Origin of the sequence: Erwinia typographi (assembly GCF_000773975.1) — a bacterium.
Taxonomy (GTDB): Bacteria; Pseudomonadota; Gammaproteobacteria; order Enterobacterales; family Enterobacteriaceae; genus Erwinia; species Erwinia typographi.
This window is the reverse complement of sequence record NZ_JRUQ01000051.1, coordinates 127,863-148,841: the sequence shown is the minus strand read 5'-3', so window position 1 is coordinate 148,841 and position 20,979 is coordinate 127,863. Positions and strand designations below refer to the sequence as shown.

Annotated in this window: 20 protein-coding genes; 3 read left to right on the top strand and 17 right to left on the bottom strand. The window is 55.6% G+C overall.

Translation table 11 applies throughout. The features are described 5' to 3' along the window. Positions 1 to 10: 10 nt before the first annotated feature. The 5 genes from sucA to sdhC all read right to left on the bottom strand — a co-directional run bounded on the left by sucA (position 11) and on the right by sdhC (position 6,304). Entirely contained in the window at positions 11 to 2,818 is a 2,808-nt protein-coding gene (gene sucA / locus NG99_RS18700) for a 2-oxoglutarate dehydrogenase E1 component (RefSeq protein ID WP_034896186.1), read from the bottom strand. A 268-nt stretch (positions 2,819 to 3,086) separates the two neighbouring features. Further along, positions 3,087 to 3,803, bottom strand: coding sequence for a succinate dehydrogenase iron-sulfur subunit (locus NG99_RS18695; protein ID WP_034896183.1), 717 nt, complete (start codon positions 3,801 to 3,803; stop codon positions 3,087 to 3,089). Positions 3,804 to 3,819: 16 nt separating this feature from the next. Beyond that, positions 3,820 to 5,586, bottom strand: a complete 1,767-nt coding sequence (sdhA, locus tag NG99_RS18690) for a succinate dehydrogenase flavoprotein subunit (protein WP_034896180.1) — start codon at positions 5,584 to 5,586, stop codon at positions 3,820 to 3,822. Then, a complete protein-coding gene (sdhD, locus tag NG99_RS18685; protein WP_034896177.1) occupies positions 5,586 to 5,933 on the bottom strand; it encodes a succinate dehydrogenase membrane anchor subunit in 348 nt (115 codons plus the stop codon). Before sdhD ends, sdhA begins: the two co-directional genes overlap by 1 nt. Beyond that, a complete protein-coding gene (gene sdhC, locus NG99_RS18680; RefSeq protein ID WP_034896175.1) occupies positions 5,927 to 6,304 on the bottom strand; it encodes a succinate dehydrogenase cytochrome b556 subunit in 378 nt (125 codons plus the stop codon). Before sdhC ends, sdhD begins: the two co-directional genes overlap by 7 nt. A gap of 636 nt (positions 6,305 to 6,940) precedes the next feature. On the opposite strand from sdhC, the gene NG99_RS18675 reads away from it, so the two are divergent. Then, entirely contained in the window at positions 6,941 to 8,221 is a 1,281-nt protein-coding gene (locus tag NG99_RS18675) for a citrate synthase (protein WP_034896172.1), read from the top strand. A gap of 436 nt (positions 8,222 to 8,657) precedes the next feature. Beyond that, on the top strand, positions 8,658 to 8,903 hold the full coding sequence (locus tag NG99_RS18670; protein ID WP_034896169.1) for a hypothetical protein: 246 nt from the start codon (positions 8,658 to 8,660) through the stop codon (positions 8,901 to 8,903). A gap of 22 nt (positions 8,904 to 8,925) precedes the next feature. Here NG99_RS18670 and nei read toward each other — a convergent pair whose 3' ends face one another. The 11 genes from nei to NG99_RS18615 all read right to left on the bottom strand — a co-directional run bounded on the left by nei (position 8,926) and on the right by NG99_RS18615 (position 18,209). Then, a complete protein-coding gene (nei, locus tag NG99_RS18665; protein WP_034896166.1) occupies positions 8,926 to 9,717 on the bottom strand; it encodes an endonuclease VIII in 792 nt (263 codons plus the stop codon). 18 nt (positions 9,718 to 9,735) lie between these two features. Further along, on the bottom strand, positions 9,736 to 10,380 hold the full coding sequence (gene pcp, locus NG99_RS18660) for a pyroglutamyl-peptidase I (RefSeq protein WP_034896164.1): 645 nt from the start codon (positions 10,378 to 10,380) through the stop codon (positions 9,736 to 9,738). Between the two features lie 7 nt (positions 10,381 to 10,387). After that, positions 10,388 to 11,377 carry a DUF979 domain-containing protein gene (locus tag NG99_RS18655; protein ID WP_034896163.1) on the bottom strand — a complete coding sequence of 330 codons (990 nt, stop codon included), beginning with the start codon at positions 11,375 to 11,377 and terminating at the stop codon, positions 10,388 to 10,390. Further along, on the bottom strand, positions 11,377 to 12,105 hold the full coding sequence (locus tag NG99_RS18650) for a DUF969 domain-containing protein (protein WP_034896162.1): 729 nt from the start codon (positions 12,103 to 12,105) through the stop codon (positions 11,377 to 11,379). Before NG99_RS18650 ends, NG99_RS18655 begins: the two co-directional genes overlap by 1 nt. 76 nt (positions 12,106 to 12,181) lie before the next feature. Next, complete coding sequence (gene pxpA, locus NG99_RS18645) at positions 12,182 to 12,919, bottom strand: 5-oxoprolinase subunit PxpA (protein ID WP_034896160.1); 738 nt, start codon at positions 12,917 to 12,919, stop codon at positions 12,182 to 12,184. Next, a complete protein-coding gene (gene pxpC, locus NG99_RS18640; protein WP_034896159.1) occupies positions 12,909 to 13,841 on the bottom strand; it encodes a 5-oxoprolinase subunit PxpC in 933 nt (310 codons plus the stop codon). The genes pxpA and pxpC overlap by 11 nt, the downstream gene beginning before the upstream one ends. Further along, the gene (gene pxpB / locus NG99_RS18635; RefSeq protein WP_034896158.1) at positions 13,835 to 14,491 is read right to left on the bottom strand and encodes a 5-oxoprolinase subunit PxpB; all 657 of its coding nucleotides are present in this window, start codon (positions 14,489 to 14,491) and stop codon (positions 13,835 to 13,837) included. The genes pxpC and pxpB overlap by 7 nt, the downstream gene beginning before the upstream one ends. 122 nt (positions 14,492 to 14,613) lie before the next feature. Then, on the bottom strand, positions 14,614 to 15,357 hold the full coding sequence (locus NG99_RS18630; protein WP_034896156.1) for a type 2 GTP cyclohydrolase I: 744 nt from the start codon (positions 15,355 to 15,357) through the stop codon (positions 14,614 to 14,616). A gap of 126 nt (positions 15,358 to 15,483) precedes the next feature. Next, entirely contained in the window at positions 15,484 to 16,905 is a 1,422-nt protein-coding gene (gene phrB / locus NG99_RS18625; RefSeq protein ID WP_034896153.1) for a deoxyribodipyrimidine photo-lyase, read from the bottom strand. A 20-nt stretch (positions 16,906 to 16,925) separates the two neighbouring features. Next, positions 16,926 to 17,882 carry a YbgA family protein gene (locus NG99_RS18620; protein ID WP_034896150.1) on the bottom strand — a complete coding sequence of 319 codons (957 nt, stop codon included), beginning with the start codon at positions 17,880 to 17,882 and terminating at the stop codon, positions 16,926 to 16,928. A 120-nt stretch (positions 17,883 to 18,002) separates the two neighbouring features. Continuing rightward, positions 18,003 to 18,209: a YbfA family protein gene (locus tag NG99_RS18615; protein WP_034896149.1), complete on the bottom strand. Its 207-nt coding sequence runs from the start codon at positions 18,207 to 18,209 to the stop codon at positions 18,003 to 18,005. Positions 18,210 to 18,540: 331 nt separating this feature from the next. Here NG99_RS18615 and kdpE point away from each other — a divergent pair, with 331 nt between their 5' ends. Then, the gene (kdpE, locus tag NG99_RS18610) at positions 18,541 to 19,224 is read left to right on the top strand and encodes a two-component system response regulator KdpE (RefSeq protein WP_034896146.1); all 684 of its coding nucleotides are present in this window, start codon (positions 18,541 to 18,543) and stop codon (positions 19,222 to 19,224) included. A gap of 95 nt (positions 19,225 to 19,319) precedes the next feature. Here kdpE and pgm read toward each other — a convergent pair whose 3' ends face one another. Further along, positions 19,320 to 20,960 (bottom strand): phosphoglucomutase (alpha-D-glucose-1,6-bisphosphate-dependent), encoded by a 1,641-nt coding sequence (gene pgm, locus NG99_RS18605; RefSeq protein ID WP_034896144.1) that lies wholly within the window; start codon positions 20,958 to 20,960, stop codon positions 19,320 to 19,322. Between the last annotated feature and the right edge of the window lie 19 nt (positions 20,961 to 20,979).

Sequence of the window (20,979 nt, the reverse complement as noted above, 5' to 3'; positions counted from 1 at the left end):
TTTCCTTGAATTAATTAACGTTCAGCGCGTCATTTACCAGATCTTGCTGCTGCTGCTGGTGAACGGACATATAGCCAACTGCCGGCGATGCTGAGGCGGGGCGGCCGGCGTAACGTAATGAAGCCCCAAAAGGAACCACTTCGCGGAAGTGGTGCTGACTGCAGTACCATGCGCCCTGATTAAGCGGCTCTTCCTGGCACCAGACAAAATCATGCACATGCGAGTACTGCTGCAATGCATCCTGAACCGCTTTGTGCGGGAACGGATACAGCTGTTCAATACGCACGATAGCGACATCGGTCTGCTCGTTCTTGCGACGTTTTTCCAGCAGGTCGTAATAAACTTTACCGGAGCACAGCACCACACGCTTCACGCCTTTCGGATCAAGCTGGTCGATTTCGCCAATAGCAGGCTGGAAGCCGCCCGTTGCCAGCTCTTCCAGCGTCGAAATAGCCAGCGGGTGACGCAGCAGAGATTTCGGCGACATCACCACCAGCGGACGGCGCATACCGCGCAGCGCCTGACGGCGCAGCATATGGTAAACCTGAGCCGGCGTGGACGGCACGCAAACCTGCATGTTCTGCTCTGCGCAAAGTTGCAGATAGCGTTCCAGGCGCGCGGAAGAATGCTCCGGTCCCTGCCCTTCGTAGCCGTGCGGCAGCAGCATCACCAGGCCGCACATCCGGCCCCATTTCTGCTCGCCAGAGCTGATGAACTGGTCGATAACCACCTGCGCGCCGTTGGCAAAGTCGCCAAACTGCGCTTCCCAGATGGTCAGCGTTCGCGGTTCCGCCGTGGCATAACCATATTCAAACGCCAGCACCGCCTCTTCAGACAGCACGGAGTCCCAGACTTTGAAAGTGCCCTGGCTGTTGTGCACATGCATCAGCGGGGTATAGGTAGAACCGTTGGCCTGATTATGGATAACGGCATGGCGGTGGAAGAAGGTGCCACGGCCCATATCTTCACCGGAAAGACGGCACGGAATGCCTTCATCCACCAGCGTAGCGTAAGCCAGGTTCTCCGCGGCACCCCAGTCGAAGGCTTTTTCGCCCGCGGCCATTTGAGCGCGATCGTTGTAGATCTTCGCCACGCGCGACTGCATTTCAATCTCTTCCGGCACGGTGCTGATGCGCTTAGCCAGCTCCTGCAAACGCTTCAGGTCGAGCGTTTCCTGATAGCTTTCATCCCAGTCATGGTTCAGATACGGCGACCAGGTAAAGGAGTGCAGGCTCATCGGACGCCATTCAGGCACCACGCATTCGCCGGCATCCAGCGCGTCGCGGTACAGGTTGACCATTTCCGTGGCATCTTCCAGGCTGGCTACCTTTTCACTTTCCAGGCGATCAGCATAGATTTTACGCGGCGTTGGGTGCTTCTTGATCTTCTGATACATCACCGGCTGTGTGGCGCTCGGCTCGTCCGCTTCGTTATGGCCATGACGGCGATAGCAGACCAGATCAATGAAGACATCACGCTTGAAGGTGTTACGGAAATCCAACGCCAGGCGGGTAACAAAGGCTACCGCTTCCGGGTCATCAGCGTTGACGTGGAAGATCGGTGCCAGCACCATTTTACCGATATCGGTGCAGTACTCGGTCGAACGGGCATCTTTCGGATTGGAAGTAGTGAAACCAATCTGGTTGTTGATGACGATGCGAACGGTTCCGCCCACTTCATAGCCACGCGCCTGCGACATGTTCAGGGTTTCCTGAACCACGCCCTGACCGGTTACCGCGGCATCACCGTGAATGGTAATAGGCAGCACTTTGTTGCTGCCCGGCTGGTCAAGACGATCCAGACGCGCGCGCACAGACCCCATCACCACCGGGCTGACGATCTCCAGGTGCGACGGGTTAAACGCCAGCGCCAGGTGAACCATGCCGCCTTCGGTTTCCACGTCCGAGGAGAAGCCCATATGGTACTTCACGTCGCCAGTGCCGAGATGCTCTTTGTGCTTGCCGGAGAACTCGTCGAACAGATCCTGCGGCTTTTTACCCAGCACGTTGATCAGCACGTTCAGGCGGCCACGGTGAGCCATGCCCAGAACCACTTCACGCGTGCCGCTCTTGCCAGCATGGCGGATCATTTCGTTCAGCATTGGCACCAGCGCATCGCCACCTTCCAGCGAAAAGCGTTTCGCGCCGGGGAATTTCGCGCCGAGGTAACGCTCAAGCCCTTCCGCTGCGGTCAGCTGCTTGAGGAAACCTTTCTTCTCATCCGTCGAGAAGGAGGCCTGCCCGGCCACCGATTCGATGCGCTGTTGGATCCAGCGCTTCTCTTCGGTGTTGGTGATGTGCATATACTCAGCGCCGATCGAACCGCAGTAGGTCTGCTTCAGCAGGGCGAACAGATCCGCCAGCTTCATGGTGTCTTTGCCAAACGCAAAAGAACCCACGTTGAAGGTTTCCTGGAAATCCGCTTCGGTCAGATCGTGGAAACCAGGGTCAAGATCCGGCACGGATTCCTGCTGCCACAGCCCTAACGGATCGAGGTTGGCCAGCTGATGCCCTCTGAAGCGGAAGGCGTTAATCAGCTGAAGCACCTTAACCTGCTTGGCGTTGGTGTCGGGGTCGCTGACGGAAGAGGCATAGCGAGTGGCATCTTTCGCCAGACGGCGGAAGTACTCGCGAGTGCTCGAGTGGAATTGTTCAGGTCTAACCCCAGTACCAGGAAGCTGCTGAAACAGCGATTTCCAGGCAACGTCAACAGAGTCAGGATCGGTTAGAAAGTCCTCATAGAGCTGCTCTATGTAGGTCTGGTTCGCGCCGGCCAGCCAGGAGGAGTCTAGCCAGGGTTTCATCGCGCTGTTCTGCATTGTGAGCCCTTAAGCATTTTGTGCTTTTTTTTCGCCGTGATTATTTACCAGGACCTTTACAGATCCTGCGCCGCCTGGGCGGCTTGCCCTCGGCTGTGTTCCGCAAACAACGCGGGACGCAGCCTGAAAGTTCATCGATACGAGCGCTGTGCGCGACTGCTGGCGCCCGGGCCCGTAAGGGAACCTTGCAAAGCTAACCCGAAGATAAGCTTGGCAGGGTTTCCTGGTAAAACAACCGGGAACCTGACGGTTCCCGGAAGAAGTACGCCTATGCGCCTCTTTGCAGCAGCATCGACTTGATATGGCCGATGGCGCGCGTAGGGTTTAATCCTTTAGGGCACACGCTCACACAGTTCATAATGCTATGACAGCGGAATACGCTGAAAGCATCGTTCAGATTGTCCAGGCGCGCCTCGGTTTCAGTGTCGCGATCGTCAATCAGGAAGCGATAAGCCGCCAGCAACCCAGCCGGACCAATAAATTTGTCCGGGTTCCACCAGAATGATGGACAGGAGGTTGAACAACACGCGCAGAGAATACATTCATACAGGCCGTCCAGTTTTTCACGCTGTTCTGGCTGCTGAAGGTGCTCGCGAGCGGGCGGATTTTCTCCATTATTCAACAGGTAAGGCTTAATCTTCTCATACTGAGTGTAGAATTGCCCCATGTCTACCACCAAATCGCGGATCACCGGCAAACCGGGCAGCGGACGGATAACAATTTTTTTGCTGCCGCCGCCTAAAGCGGACACCGGCGTGATACACGCCAGGCCGTTTTTACCGTTCATGTTGATGCCATCAGAGCCGCAAACGCCCTCGCGGCAGGAGCGACGAAATGCCAGCGTCGGGTCCTTTTCTTTCAGGCGGATTAGCGCATCCAGCAGCATCATATCGCGCCCATCTTCGGATTCCAGGCTGTACTCCTGCATACGCGGAGCATCGTCAACATCCGGGTTGTAACGATAAATAGAAAATTCGAGTCTCATCGCTTATCTCCGCAAACTAGTAAGTACGTGCTTTCGGCGGGAAGGCCGCGCGCAGTTTCGGCTGCATGTTCACCTCGCGGCGGGTCATGCTTTCGCTTTGCGGCAGATACACGCTGTGACATAACCAGTTTGCATCGTCACGTTCCGGGTAATCGAAGCGGCTGTGCGCCCCACGGCTTTCCGTGCGGTAGTTCGCGGCGACGGCCGTGGCGTAGGCCGTTTCCATCAGGTTATCCAGCTCCAGGCACTCAATGCGCTGGGTATTGAAGTCGCTTGAGCGATCGTCCAGCCGGGCCCCTTTCAGGCGCTCGCGCAGTACCTTCAGCTCTTCCAGACCTTTCGCCATCGCATCGCCTTCACGGAAGACCGAGAAGTTATTCTGCATACACGTTTGCAGCGCTTTACGCAGTTCGGCAGGATCTTCGCCGCTGGTGTTGTTGTTCCAGCGGTTCAGGCGGGCCAGCGAAGCTTCGATCTCTTCCTCTGTCGCATCCTTCAGCTCGCCCTGCTCCCTGATCGATTCCTGCAAATGCAGACCTGCCGCACGGCCAAACACCACCAGGTCCAGCAGCGAATTGCCGCCAAGGCGGTTGGAACCGTGCACCGACACGCAGGCAATCTCGCCTACGGCGAACAGACCCGCGACCAGCACATCCTCACCCTGCTCATTCACCGTCAGCGCCTGACCGGTCACCCGGGTCGGGATGCCGCCCATCATATAGTGGCAGGTTGGGATCACCGGGATTGGCTCTTTAACCGGATCGATGTGCGCGAAGGTACGCGACAGTTCAAGGATACCCGGCAGGCGCGCTTCCAGCACTTCATGCCCCAGGTGATCCAACTTAAGCTTAATGTGCGGGCCCCATGGACCATCACAACCACGGCCTTCACGGATTTCGATCATCATCGAACGGGCTACCACGTCACGCCCGGCAAGGTCCTTGGCGTTTGGCGCATAGCGCTCCATAAAGCGCTCACCGTGTTTGTTCAGCAGGTATCCGCCTTCACCACGACAGCCCTCGGTGACCAGCACCCCCGCTCCGGCAATCCCGGTTGGGTGGAACTGCCACATTTCCATATCCTGTACCGGCACGCCGGCACGCAGCGCCATACCAACGCCGTCGCCAGTATTGATATGCGCATTGGTGGTGGACTGATAAATACGGCCTGCGCCGCCGGTAGCCAGCACCGTAGCGCGAGCTTTGAAGTAAACCACTTCGCCGTCTTCAATATTCAGCGCGGTGCAGCCAACGATAGCGCCATCGGCATTTTTCACCAGGTCCAGCGCGTACCACTCCGAGAAGATGGTGGTTTTGTTCTTCAGGTTCTGCTGATAGAGAGTATGCAGTAACGCATGACCGGTACGGTCAGCCGCAGCAGCGGTACGTGCCGCCTGCTCGCCGCCGAAGTTTTTTGACTGACCGCCAAACGGACGCTGATAAATGCGGCCATCATCCAGACGGGAGAAAGGCAGGCCCATATGTTCCAGCTCCAGAATCGCTTCCGGGCCGGTTTTACACATATATTCAATGGCGTCCTGGTCACCGATGTAATCGGAGCCTTTCACCGTGTCGTACATATGCCATTCCCAGTTATCCTCATGGGAATTACCCAGCGCAACGGTGATGCCGCCCTGCGCAGACACGGTATGGGAACGGGTTGGGAAAACTTTGGACAACAGGGCGCAGGACTGGCCCGATTGGGAAATTTGCAGCGCGGCACGCATGCCTGCACCACCAGCGCCGATAACCACGGCGTCAAACTCTCTGACTGGCAAACTCATTACGCACCCCACACAACAACAGTTCCATAAATGGCATAAACCGCCAGCGCAACCACCACGACCAGTTGCAACATCAAACGCACAGCGACCGGTTTGATGTAATCCGTCAGTACCTGCCACATCCCAATCCAGCCGTGCACCAGAATGGAGAACAGCGTCAGAAGGGTGAAGACTTTCGTAAAGTTGGAGGCGAAGAAGCCACGCCAGATGTCGTACGTCAGCGTCCCTGACATCACTACGAAACCGAGGATATAAAGCACATAAAGGGTCATGATCATCGCTGCGGCACGCAGCAGCAACCAGTCATGAACGCCATTGCGCCCCAGTGCAGAAGCATTGCTTACCATACGAGGACTCCAGCCAGAATTGAAAGCACGACGGTGATACCAAAAGAAATTTGCGCAGAACGCGTCCCGATTTGCAGCGTTTCACCCAGATAGCCGAAGTCCATCAGCATGTGACGAATCCCACCGACGATGTGATACGCCAGTGCGGTCAGGATGCCCCAAACGATGAATTTGACAAAAAAACTGTCCATAACGGCGGAAGCCTGCAGGAAGCCTTCGGGTGAAGAGAGTGACAGGCCCAGTAACCAGAGCAGTATGCCAACGGCCACAAACGTGATGACGCCGGATACGCGGTGGAGAATAGACGCAATTGCAGTAACGGGAAACCGGATCGTGGAGAGATCCAAGTTGACAGGTCTTTGTTTTTTCACGGTTTAGCCCACACAGCCTTTCTTATTTTGCTTCCTCCGGTCCTGAGGGCGGGTCAGACAGCGTCAATACAAGCACTGCGCCAGGCACTAAAACTACAACGTCCAGTGTCAAAACGACGCGTATGAAACGCTGGGTGGCTCCTACTGCAGGGTGTACCGGAGACCTGGCCGCAGTATAGGGGGTTCACAAACTCATTACAATTCCCCTACAAACTTCTTGGTGATATTTAGGTGGAACAGTGATCGCACTCACATTTTTCATAATTTATACAAATTTAATTAACTGATTTGACATAACTTCAACATTCCTGTTACAAACGGACCATTAAAAGTTCTATGATGCACAAAAGTTATGGGGATACACTTTCCCCTAAGCACAAGTTATGTAACATTGATGATATAAACACACAAAGTATCAGGTAACGGTTACCAACTAATTACGACCAGACCGGATCTTTAACAACCGCGAAACGCAGTATTGTTGTGCCCACCCGGCCTGCGCACGCCTCGCCACTCTGTACCCTGCACGATAAAAGATGCCACAGAGTCGATAATCTGCTTTTCCACAGCAGGCGCGGACACAATGAGCTTTTCTGGTGTCGAAGATCTATAGATAAGGCGCAAAGGAGACAGTAAATGGCTGATAAAAAAGCAACGCTAACCCTACCAGGCGAAGCTCCTATTGAACTTGACGTGCTGGAAGGCACGTTAGGCCAGGATGAAATTGATGTCCGCACTCTCGGCTCTAAAGGGTATTTTACCTTTGACCCCGGCTTCACTTCTACTGCGTCCTGTGAGTCCAAAATCACCTATATCGACGGTGATGAAGGTATCCTGCTTCACCGTGGTTTTCCTATCGATCAACTTGCCGTGCACTCCAACTATCTTGAAGTGTGCTACATCCTGCTGAACGGCGAAGCGCCGACCAAAGAGCAGTTTGAAGAGTTCAAAACCATCGTAACCCGCCACACCATGATCCATGAGCAGATCCACCATCTGTTCCGTGGTTTCCGCCGTGACTCCCACCCGATGGCGGTGATGTGCGGCGTAACCGGCGCGCTGGCAGCATTCTACCATGACGCAATGGACGTAAACGTTGAGCGTCATCGTGAAATCGCTGCATTCCGTCTGCTGTCCAAAATGCCTACCGTCGCCGCAATGTGCTACAAGTACTCAATTGGCCAGCCGTTTGTTTATCCACGTAACGATCTCTCCTACGCTGGCAATTTCCTGCACATGATGTTCTCCACGCCGTGTGAAGAGTACGTGGTGAACCCGATTCTGGAACGCGCGATGGATCGTATTTTGATTCTGCACGCGGACCACGAGCAGAATGCCTCCACCTCTACCGTGCGTACCGCTGGCTCTTCCGGCGCTAACCCGTTTGCCTGTATCGCGGCAGGGATTGCTTCCCTGTGGGGACCGGCTCACGGTGGCGCCAACGAAGCCACCCTGCGTATGCTGGAAGAGATCAGCACCGTCGACCACATTCCTGAGTTCGTTAAGCGCGCGAAAGATAAGAATGACTCTTTCCGCCTGATGGGCTTTGGTCACCGCGTATATAAAAACCATGACCCACGCGCTACCGTAATGCGTGAAACCTGTCACGAAGTGCTGAACGAACTGGGCATGAAGGACGATCTGCTGGAAGTGGCGATGCAGCTTGAAGATATTGCTCTTAACGATCCGTACTTTATCGAGCGCAAACTCTATCCAAACGTCGACTTCTACTCTGGCATCATTCTGAAAGCGATGGGCATCCCTTCCTCTATGTTTACCGTCATCTTTGCCATGGCGCGTACCGTCGGCTGGATTGCCCACTGGAAAGAGATGCACGACGACGGCATCAAAATCGCCCGTCCTCGCCAGCTTTATACCGGCTACGGCCAGCGTGACTTTAAGTCTGCGACCAAGTAAATCGTTCAGCTGTAAATTATAACAGTTAAAGTAACGTGACTGAGAAACGCATAAAGAACCCCACTATTTTAGCGGGGTTCTTTTTTTCAAACCCCATCGCTTTTTTTTAATTACTCCCCCCATCTATTTCCGACATTATACATTCAGCCTGTTATTGTAATAATGAAGTAAACGCATACTGGATTGAACCTACAGTGGCATTATTTTTCTGACAGACATGCAAGCGATAAATGAATGCGAACTTTGATCTAAATCATGTTTTAATGACTCTTTAAGACCATGAAAATATTTTTATTTAAATTCAACGAATGAGACATTTAACTTGTTGTTTTTATTTTAATTGTTTTATCTTTCCCCAGTTGTATATTTATTTAACAACATTACAGTGATAATTATTTGATTGAACCATGAAGGTTCTTTTAAACAAGGAATGGAAATGAAAACGTTAAACAAATTAATAAATTTTGAAAGGAAATCCATCTTCTTTTCAAAACCCTCTCTCAATATAGCCGTAACCAGTATTGCATCTTTCCTGTTTATGATTGGGGCCGTAAATCTTCCCGACAAAAACTGGTTGGTCATTTTTACTGGAGTGTTAATCGTTTGGGAGAGAGTACTTATCATAAAAATTGATAGCATACTTAATAAAGTAAATAAAATGATAGATGCGCAAACTCCTTGAAAAGAAAAAATTCACGTACCGTTTATTGCTGGCAACACGGACACCAGTAGAATGGCCGCGAGGAGAGCGAGGTTCTTTCAATTACCCCACCACAGCGTTCACACTTCTCCCCTGCCCGATGAAACACCCTGAAGCTGAACACCGCGCCGTGGTTTTTGTTCTCCGCACTGACGCCGCGCGTCTGATAAGAGAGACGCGGAACGTCCAGCAGCGCACGGGCCAGCTTCTGCAACTGATGATGATTAAGATCCTGCGCCTTATGCTGCGGAGCCAGCCCAGCCAGCCAGAGGATCTCCACCCGCAAATAGTTACCCAGGCCAGCGAGAAAAGCCTGATCCAGCAGCAGCGCGCTAAGCTGTCGCCGCCGGAAACGGGGTGAAAGCAGCCTTTCCGTCACCTTCTCCACGGTCAGCGTCATATCCAGCACGTCCGGACCAACCCTCAGCAAAAAAGGGTGTGCCGCCAGCATATCGCTATCCAGCAGCTCAATCTCTGAGGCGCTGTAAAGCAGGATAGTTTTGTCCGCCGCCGCCAGACGAACGCGAAGAACCCGACTGGAATCAGGCTCAGCGCCGGTGTTCACCACCCGCCAGACGCCATAGAGCTGGTTGTGGCTGTAAAGGGTCAGGCCGTTGGAAAAGTGGGTCAGCATCGCCTTCCCTCGCGTTTCCACCGCCTCTATGCGCTCGCCGATCAGCGCCGGTTGATAGGTTTTCAACTGAGGAAAGGCAAACCAGACCTCAGTCAGCGTTTTCCCTTTGATGGCTTTTTCCAGCTTATCCGCCGCGCGGCGGATTTCAGGTCCCTCTGGCATGTTGTCGCTCCTGGTGAATTAGTGGGTGGCGCCGCCCTCAGAGCGGATATCCTGTTCTACGGTCAGCGCAATACTTAGCGCCATTTCCAGCGCCAGGATCACCGTCGTCGCAGGCATACTGGCCGCTCCCGGATGCTTTACCGCCTGCTCAGGCAGATACGGGATATGAATAAAGCCGCCGCGGATTTTTTTGTGCTTTGCCAGATAGTGCATCAGGCCATACATTACGTGATTACAGACGTAGGTTCCCGCCGTCTGGGAAACGGAAGCCGGGATGCCAGCCTCGCGTATCCCTTCGACTATCGCCTTAATCGGCAGCGTGGAAAAATAAGCAACCGGACCACCTTCGACAATGGCCTTATCGATTGGCTGATTGCCGAGATTATCCGGGATGCGCGCGTCGTCCACGTTGATCCCTACGCGCTCAATAGTGACATCGGGGCGGCCGCCAGCCTGGCCGACGGCAATCACCAGCGCAGGCTGTAGTTCATCAATGGCGGCATACAGCGCCTGCAATGAGTCGCCGAACACGCAGGGTAGCTGCTTCGCCACCACTTTTGCACCGCAAATCATTCGCTCATGCAGATGGCTGACGGCCTCCCACGAGGGGTTCACCAGCTCGCCGTCGAACGGTTCGAAAGCGGTAATCAAAACGGTTTTCATCGCGGCCTCACAGGAACATCAGAAAATAGAGCAGGAAAGTGTTCGCTATTAACAATAGCACGCCGGTGGGCACCTGAACCTTGATCACCGCATTGCGGTCCGGCAGCTCCAGCAGCTTTGCGGGGACGATATTGAAGTTGGCCGCCATCGGCGTCATCAGCGTGCCGCAGTAGCCGGAGAACATGCCAATTGCCGCCATTACCGCCGGATTGCCGTGATGCTGCAACACCAGAATCGGGATGCCAATACCCGCCGTCACTATGGGGAAAGCGGCAAAGGCATTGCCCATCACCATGGTCAGCAGCGCCATACCAAGGGTATAGGTCACCACGGCGATGAAGCGGTTATCAACGGCCAGCCAGGCTTCGGTAAGATGGGAAATGGCGGTGCCCACCCCGGCGCTGGTAAACAGCAGGCCAAGCGTGGCGAGGATCTGCGGCAGAATAAACGCCCAGCCAATCGCATCCAGCAGGCGGCGGGCTTCCTGTACCGACTGCGCCGGGCCTTCATGGGTCATCTTCAGCGCAATCAGCCAGCCAACAATGCAGCCCAGCATCATCGAAAACAGCGTCACCAGCGTGGAGGTATTGCCTGAGCCAAACAGCCCTTGCTGCAGGCCAGGAATATTATTAATGAGCAGTACGCCAATCACCGTCACCACTGGAATGGCTAAGGCAGGCAGGAACAATCTGTTGCCCAGGCGCTTCGCGCTCTCTTCTCTCTGCTCGCTGGTACGCTGGTGATAAGAACCCAGCTTCACCCCGCCCAGACCGGCAATCAGCGCCATCACCACCACCATCGCGCCTGTCACCATATGCAACGAGTGTGCGCCCACCAACGCGACGGTCCAGTCCCCGACAAAGAATACCAGGCCGTAAAGTGCCCAGAACAATCCGGTGGTAATACGGCGCGGGTTAGCCTTATCGCGCCAGGACATCACGGCGACCACCAGCAGGATCACGCCAGCCAGCCAGAACAGATATTGCTGTTGAAACATTAGCGGCCTCCCTTCGCTTTTAACGCATCGTTGTTAAGCGCAGTCAGCTCTGCGGCGAGGATTTTATCCAGCCGACGCAGACGCACGGCCTGGATCAGAAACGCGCAGAGCGCGGTTGGGATGCCCCAGACGGCGATATGCAGCGGCTCGGTCTGGATGCCAGCGGACTCCTGCATAAAGTTGTGCATAAAGATAATTGCGCCAAAGGCGACAAAAATATCTTCGCCAAAAAACAGACCGACGTTATCGGTTGCCGCCGCCATGGCGCGCAGGCGATGACGGACTTCAGGCGGCAATTCGCCATAGCGGTTTTCCGTTGCCCCTTCAGCCATGGGCGCCAGCAGCGGACGCACAATCTGCGGATGTCCGCCAAGGCTGGTCAATCCCAGCGCTGCCGTCACTTCGCGCACAAAGAGATAAACGATCAGCAGGCGGCCAGCGGTGGCGCTTTTAATCTGTGCAATCCATGCCTGCGAGCGCTCTTTCAGACCGTGACGCTCCAGCAGGCCAATAACCGCCAGCGGCAGCAGCAGGATCACCGGCAAATTGCGGGTGCTGAGGAAGCCCGCACCCAGCTTTTCCAGGATCTCACCAGGCGACATATGAGCAGCCAGCCCGGTGATCAGCCCGGACACCACCACCACCAGCACGGGGTTAAACCTGAGTAAAAAACCGATAATGATCGCCGCGATTCCAGCCAGAGGCCATAAATTTACCGCACTTTCCATTATTCCTCCCGGATATGCATAAAAATTCCCGACGCCAGCCGGAGAACTGAACGCGTTTGTGCGCGCTTAAGGTGATTTAAAGACTGGTAACCTGAATCTGCTGTTGGCTGAACGCCTGCCGCAGCTGAGCCGCAAACGCCAGCGCGTGAGCGCCATCGCCGTGCAGGCAAACCGTCTGCGCGTTGACGTTCACCCACTCGCCGCTGAGGCTTTGTACCTGCCCCTTATGGATCATACTTAACGTCTGGGCGATCGCCTGCTCGTCACTGTCGACCAGCGCTCCCGGTTGCGAACGGGGGACCAGCGAGCCGTCCGCCTGATAGCCGCGATCGGCAAAGACCTCTTCACGCGTGGTCAGACCAAGTGCCTGACCAGCACGAATCGATTCGCTGTTTGCCAATCCGACCAGTACCAGCTGAGGATCAACCGCATTCACCGCGCGTGCGATAACCTCAGCCAGCTCAGGCTCCCGGGCAGACTGGTTGTAGAGCATCCCGTGCGGTTTAACGTGCACCAGCCTGCCGCCTTCGCTGCGGGCGATCGCCTGCAACGCGCCAATTTGGTATATCAGCTGCGCATACACGGTTTCCGGCGGCAGCTGCATCGGCGTACGGCCAAAATTTTCCCGGTCGGGAAAGCTGGGGTGCGCGCCAATCGCCACGCCAGACTCCAGCGCCCACAGCACGCTTTGCCGCATTGTTTGCGCGTCACCGGCGTGGAATCCACAGGCAATATTGGCTGAAGAAACAAGCTTTAGCAGCGCACGATCGTTGTCGCATCCCTCGCCCAGATCGGCATTTAAATCAACCTTCATGTTCCACTCCCCAGGCTATCTGCTCCAGTGCCAGCTGCTGATCGTGTTTCGCCTTCAGCGCCTGTTCTAAGTTGCACCAGACAAAATGAATCGGTTCACCAAGGCGGATCTGCGCCAGATGGTACAGATCGGCTTCGATCACGCAGCCAATGCGCGGGTAGCCGCCGGTAGTTTGCGCATCCGCCATCAGCACGATCGGCTGGCCGTTTGGCGGCACCTGAATAACGCCGGGGATCAGCCCGTGCGACAGCATCTCGCGCTTAACGATCCGCTGTAGCGGCCTGCCCTGTAAGCGGTAGCCCATCCGGTTACTCTGCGGATTCAGCTTCCACGAGGTGCGCCAGAACGCCTCGTGGCTTTCATGGCTGAACTCGTGAAACTCCGGCCCCGCCATCACGCGGATGCGGTTGCCAAACAGCAGTTGGCGTACGCCAACCGGCTTTTTGAAAGCCTTTTGAGGATCGCGCTGAGGAAGGCGATCGCCATCCTGGATCGGACGGCCACTAAAGCCACCAAAGCCGGCTTTAGCATCAGTACTGCACGAGCCGAGTACCGATTCAACGGCAAATCCGCCGTCCAGCGCCAGGTAACTACGCATCCCGCGCGGCGGCATTTTCAACGTCAGCCGCTGCCCTTTCCTGACGGCCGTTCGCCAGCCGGTCCATACGGGCTTGCTGTCCAGCTTTGCGTCACAGCCTGCGCCGGTTAATGCGATCCAGCCGTCACGGGTAAATTCGGCGCAAAACTGACCGAGAGTGATCTCCAGCACGGCGCTGTTTCTGGCGTTGCCCACCAGCAGGTTGGCGGTCACCATCGCCGGGTGGTCCAGCACGCCACTCTGGCTCACGCCGTACTGACGCCAGCCGGTTCTTCCGGCATCCTGAAGCGTGGTCGCCATCCCGGCGCGAATAATTTTCAGCATATCCCCCCCTTTTGCGGCACAAAGCGCACGCTGTCGCCAGGCCTTAAGAAGGTCGGTGGCTGGTCTTGCGGGTTGAACAAGGTGAGATCCGTCTGACCAATAAGCTGCCAGCCTCCCGGCGAGGTAAAGGGATACACGCCGGTCTGGCTGCCTCCGATACCGACGGAGCCTGCGGGCACAGCGACCCTTGGCTCAGCGCGGCGCGGGGTATACAGCCGCTCGTCAAGCCCTGCCATATAGGGGAAACCAGGCTGGAAGCCAATAAAATAAACCACGTACTGCGCCGAGGCGTGCGCTTCAACCACCTGCTGCTGCGTCAGGCCACTTTGGCTGGCAACCACGGCCAGATCGGGCCCGGCGCTGCCGCCATAAACCACCGGGATCGCTACCTCGCGCGAGACCACCTCCAGCGATTCGCTCTCTTCCCACCAGGACTGAAGCCACTCAATAGCATCCAGCGCCGTCTGCTGCGGATCGCTGAGCAGCACGGTGATATTGTTCATCCCCGGCACCACTTCAATCACTTCCGGTCGCGTCATCAACCGGGCCGACAGGCCCCAAATCCGCTGCTGAGCGGCAAGCGTGATCGGCGGCTCCAGCTCAAGCACCACCGCGCGTTCGCCTAACAGGTAACAACGAGCTCGTTGCAAAACGCCCCTCCTGACCCGCGATAAAGGCCATCTGAAATCTATATAAGGCAAATAGTTATGCGTAAATGTCAGGGAGGTGTCAACAGGGAAGCTGGCGGACAGGACGACCGCCAGCGATAAAATCAGGCAGGATTAGGGATATCAATAAAGGTGACGTCCAGATCATAGCGCTCAGCAAGCCACGCTCCCAGCGCCTGAATGCCGCAGCGTTCGGTGGCGTGATGACCGGCGGCAAAGAAGTGCAGCCCCTGCTCACGGGCGCTGTGAATGGTCTGCTCGGAGACTTCACCGGAGAAGAAAGCGTCCACGCCGAAGGCGGCTGCCGCATCAATAAACCCCTGGCCGCCGCCGGAGCACCAGGCAATCCTTCGGATCAGCCTCGGTGCGTTGTCGCCGCAGTGCAGCGGCTCCCGTCCCAGAACCTGGCCGATCCGCTGGGCAAACTGCTCGCCGGTCAGCGGCTCGGACAGTTCTCCCCACGGCAGCAGCTCCTCCACTTCACCACGAATATCAATTCCCAGCAGCTTTGCCAACTGGGCGTTATTCCCCAGCTGTGGATGGGCATCCAGCGGCAGGTGCCAGCCGTACATATTGATATCGTTAGCCAGCAGGGTTTTCAGGCGGTTGCGCTTCATGCCCTTGATGACCGACGGCTCGTTTTTCCAGAAGTAGCCGTGATGCACCAGCACCGCATCCGCCTTCAGCCTGACGGCTTCATCCAGCAGGGCCTGGCAGGCCGTGACGCCGGTGACAATTTTTTTTACCTCGCAGCGCCCTTCAACCTGCAACCCGTTGGGGCCGTAATCCTTAAAGGCCGCGCTGTTCAGCTGTTGGTTCACAATATGTTCAAGTTCTGTATTACGCATAACAATTCCTGAAGTGCTCCAGACCCGGCCAGGCCGAATAAAGAGGAAGGCAATAATGCCGCCGTAAGTGATACGGCAACAATAGCAGAGCGGCGAAGTGATGAGAACGGCCTCGCCCTGAGATCGCTACTCTCTTGCGGCCTCGAACGCCGCCAGCGTGCGTTTACGCGCTTCTTTATGGTCAACAACAGGTGGCGGATAATCCAGTGAGACCCCATTTTTTTCCGCCCAGTGGTGCGGCTGATGGATAAACTTATCCGGCACGGCTTTAAGCTCTGGCAACCATTTACGGATAAACTCGCCCTCCTTGTCGAAGCGCTCTCCCTGAGTGGTGGGATTGAAGATGCGAAAGTAAGGCGCGGCATCGTTGCCGCTGGAGGCCGCCCACTGCCAGCCGCCGTTGTTCGCCGCCAGGTCGCCGTCAATCAGCTGCGACATAAAGTAGCGCTCTCCTTCCCGCCAGTCGATAAGCAGGTCTTTAACCAGGAAGCTGGCGACAATCATCCGCAGGCGGTTGTGCATCCAGCCCAGCGTGTTGAGCTGACGCATGGCGGCATCGACAATCGGGTAGCCCGTATTACCCTGCTGCCACGCCTGTAACTGTTGCCGATTCTGCTGCCATTTAACGCTGTCCGTCCAGCTGATAAACGGCTGATGACGGCACAGCTTCGGCCAGGCAACGAGCAGATGACGGTAAAACTCGCGCCAGATAAGCTCATTCAGCCAGACAAAGACCTTCCCTTCCTCCAGCCCGCCAGGATGCTCTTTGAGCAGGCGATGCAGACACTGCCTCGGCGACAGTACGCCGGTAGCCAGATAGACGGATAATCGACTGGTGCCGTCAACCGCCGGGATATCGCGGTATTCTGCATATTTCGTCACCGGTTGCTGGCTGAACTGCCTGAGCTGTTGCAGCGCCGCCCTTTCACCGACGGCGAAAAGCTGCTGGTCAAACTCCTCTAATGGGTAGGCAAAAGGTTTTATTTCGGGAAGTTTTTTTAACGGTGCTCCCCGGCGGGGTTCGGGAGAAGGCACACACTCCGGCAGCCCCTCATGCAGGCGTTTAACAAAAGCCCGGCTGAACGGCGTGAAAACTTTGTACATCTCGCGATTGCCGGTCAGAACGCTGCCCGGTGGCAGCAGCAGGCTGTCGTCAAATCCTTGAGAAACGATCGCCATATCGAACAGTTCCCGCTCTGCAACCGCATCCCTGTCGCGCTCGTTAACTTCGTACTGATAATTATAAAAAAGACGATCGACCTGATGCTGCTGGCAAAAATCTTTCAACACGTTCACCGAGGCGCTGAAATCATCGCCGTGCAGAACGTGCAGCGGGATGCCCTTCTCCGCCAGCGATCGCTGAACATCCAGCAGGTTTTGATAGATAAAAGCCGCCTGTTTAGGCGACATCGTATGCGCTTTCCACTGTCCTGGCGTGGCAATAAACAGAGCCACTACCGTCGCATCAGCGTCCCGGCAGGCGGCGTGTAAAGCATAATTATCGTGGATACGCAGATCGTTGCGCAGCCAGACCAGATGGGTTGCCATAAGACTCCCTGTTAGAAAAGCTAGTGGCCGTAGCGCAGGCGCAGCGCTTCCGGATAGGGTTCGAAGTAGCGCTGCTGCTGCAAATAGGGTTCCGGGTACTCTGAGAGGTAGTGCTTCAGCATCGCAATCGGGACCAGCAAGGGCTGAAGCCCCTGGCGGTAATGCTCAATCAGCGCAGCCAGTTCCTGACGCTGTTTTGAGGTTAGCTGCGGGCGGAAGTAGCCCTGCACATGCATCAGCACGTTAGTATGATTACCGCGCGTCGCCAGATTTTTCAGCAGATCCATCAGCCGCTGGCGGTACTCGAAGGCAAATGCCTCCAGAGAGGACCAGTCGGCCATTGCCGCGACAAAGCGCCCCATCTCGCGATAGTCTGGCTGAGAGTGAGCCAGCAGAGAGAGCTTGTAGCGACTGTGAAACGCCATCAGTTTGCCGGGCGTGAGTCCTCCACGCCACATCTGGTTAAATTCATGCAGGGTATACACCCGCTCAACAAAATTTTCGCGTAGCGCGGCATCGTGCAGCCGCCCATCTTCTTCTACCGGCAGCCAGGGCATCTGTGCCATCAGTTCGCGGGTGAAGATACCCACGCCCTCTTTACGATTATTGTTGTTATCAGGCTGATAAACCCTGACCCGCTCCATGCCGCAACTTGGGGATTTAGCGCAAACGATGTAGCCACAGAGATGATGCAATGCGGCAATGCGTTTTTCAGCATACGTTTGCATCTCATCGGTGACCGGCTCGCCCTGACCATTGCTAAAACAGAGCGCCGTCTTACCCACGGCGATTTCCGTCAACCGCAGCGCCGGGCGTGGCGTAGGCAGGCCGATAGCCATCTCCGGACAGGAGGGCTCATAGCGCAGGTAGGGGGCGAGTTGTTCCGCTGCAAAAGCACAGCGCTTGTGTCCGCCGTCGAAACGGACCTTATCGCCTAACAGACAGGCACTAATACCGACAGGGATTTTCTCGCTCATACTTGTACAACCTCCAACTTACTGTATAAGTTAAAGTGTAGACGAAAGCAGAACGATTAGCGCGTTGAAGAGAGAAAAAGGCGATTAACAGATAAAAAAAACCCGCCGGAGCGGGAGATTTTAGTAGAAGTCACAGCCTGCGGCCTCTGACTGCGCCAGCCATACCGGCTGGGTGCTGGTCTTAGACCAGACGCGGTGCAGGTAGCTGTAGAATTTCGCCCGGTCATGGCGAAACAGCATCACCGGTAAAGCCAGCACACCCATGATGATGACGCCCGCGCGGCGCAGTACGATCCGCTGTACAGAATAGTGTTGATAAAGACTCATACGCCCTCCAGAAAGTAAAAAATGTTCAGATGTAATCTGAGCAAAATAATAGCGCCTTAACTGTAATTTTACTACTCATCCGACCACTATTTTGCTGAAAAAATCGGCATTATTTTCTTATGACCGTAACTGAGTTACGAAATAGTTAATTTTAACGCTTTTATTTAACAAAAAAGACACACAATCGCGAACCTGCCCCGCGAGCTGAAAACCCCTTCTGGTGGACCTGCTGATAAGTCCTGGAGCAAAGGAGGAGCTAATTTGGTAAATTAGGCTGCGTTTGAGGATAATTCGTTAATTACCCCATGGATTTAAGAGTTAAGGAGCGATCTTGACCACGGTGCTGATCGTTGAGGATGAAAAAGAGATCCGCCGCTTTCTGCGCATCGCGCTGGAGGGCGAATCTCTTCGGGTATACGACGCGGATACGCTGCAACGCGGGCTGATTGAAGCGGCAACGCGCAAGCCAGATCTGACGATCCTCGATCTGGGGCTGCCGGACGGCGACGGGAACCGGTTTATTCGTGAAGTGCGCCAGTGGAGCGCGATGCCCATTATCGTTCTGTCCGCCCGTAGCGACGAACAGGATAAAATTGCCGCGCTGGACGCTGGCGCAGATGACTTCCTCAGCAAACCTTTCGGCGTTGGCGAACTGCTGGCCAGGGTACGCGTTGCGCTGCGACATCGTGCAGGCACCGCCGACAGCAGCCCTTCAGCAGAGATCGGCTTTAGTGACGTTTGCGTCAATATTGCCGAACGGCGCGTCACCCGCGGCGGCACTGCACTGCACCTGACGCCGATTGAGTTTCGTTTGCTGGTGAGCTTACTTAACCATCCCGGTAAAGTGATGACCCAGCGCCAGCTACTGAACCAGGTGTGGGGGCCCAATGCGGTCGAGCACAGCCACTATTTGCGGATTTATATGGGGCATCTGCGGCAAAAGCTGGAGACGGACCCCGCTCAGCCCCGACATTTAATTACCGAGACCGGCGTAGGCTACCGGTTTATGCCCTGATGCAGAGAGCGGTTCTCTCTCCCTCTCGGGAGCCAGATACTGTCATCCATTAAAAAAGGCGCTGAAATCAGCGCCTTCTGTTTTTTGCCTTGCGATTAAGCGTTTTTCAGCACTTCGCTAACAATCTCTACCGCTTCTTTCTCGATTTTCTCGCGGTGCTCCGCACCCAGGAAGCTCTCACAGTAGATTTTGTAGGCATCTTCGGTGCCGGACGGACGGGCTGCAAACCAGCCATTCTCAGTCATCACTTTCAGCCCACCGATAGAAGCCCCGTTGCCCGGTGCCGCCGTCAGGCGCGCGGTGATTGGATCTCCTGCCAGCGTATCCGCGCTGACCATTTCAGGTGACAGCCTGGAGAGCGCCGCTTTTTGTGCGGAGGTAGCCGATGCCTGCAGGCGGTTATAACTTGGCGCGCCGAAACGCTCCGCCAGCTCGTCATAATGCTGCTGCGGGTTTTTACCGGTCACCGCGGTAATTTCTGCCGCCAGCAGGCACATGATAATGCCGTCTTTATCGGTAGACCACGGCGTGCCGTCAAAACGCAGGAAGGAAGCGCCAGCGCTCTCTTCGCCGCCAAAGCCAAAGCTACCGTCGAACAGACCGTCGACAAACCACTTGAAGCCAACCGGCACTTCCACCAGCTTACGGCCAATATCATTCACTACCCGGTCAATCATCGCGCTGGAAACCAGCGTTTTGCCCACGGCGACATCTTTGCCCCACTGCGGACGGTTCTGGAACAGGTAGTTAATCGCAACGGCCAGATAATGGTTTGGGTTCATCAGACCAGCGGGCGTGACGATACCGTGACGGTCATAGTCCGGGTCGTTGGCAAAGGCCAGGTCGAATTTGTCGCGCAGCGCCAGCAGGCCCGCCATGGCGCACTCTGATGAGCAGTCCATGCGGATCGCGCCATCTTTATCAAGGTGCATAAAGCGGAAGGTCTGATCTACGGAGTCATTAACAATGGTCAGATCCAGCTTGTAGAATTCAGCAATGCGCTGCCAGTAGGCAATGCCCGATCCGCCTAACGGATCGACGCCGATCTTCAGGCCCGCTTTCTGAATGGCAGGAATATCGACGATCTGCGCCAGACCTTCGATATACGGCTGGATCAGATCTTTTTCCTGCAGATGACCGCTTTGCCAGGCTTTATCCAGCGCAATGCGCTTCACGCCTTTCAGGCCATCTTTAATCAGGGCGTTAGCACGATCTTCAACCACTTTCGTGACGTTGGTGTCGGCCGGTCCGCCGTTTGGCGGATTGTATTTAATCCCACCGTCTTCCGGTGGGTTATGAGAAGGGGTGATCACAATCCCATCGGCCTGAGCGCCGCCGGCTTTATTGTGTTCAAGGATGGCGTTTGAAATCGCTGGCGTCGGCGTGTAGCCGTTATCCAGCTGGACAATCACATCCACACCGTTAGCCGCAAGCACTTCCAGCACGGAAACGATCGCTGGCTCGGAGAGCGCGTGAGTATCTTTACCAACGTAGCAAGGACCGGTAATGCCGTTTTTCTTGCGCTCTTCCGCAATTGCCTGAGCAATTGCCAGAATGTGCGTCTCGTTAAAGCTATGACGCCCTGCACTGCCGCGATGGCCAGATGTGCCGAATTTCACCGCATGTTCTGCATTACCCAGATCGGGCTGCAGGACATAGTACTGCGAAGTTAATTGTGCAACGTTAATCAAATCACTCTGCTGGGCTGGCTGCCCGGCACGGGGGTGATTGGCCATTGGCGATTCTCCCTGACGC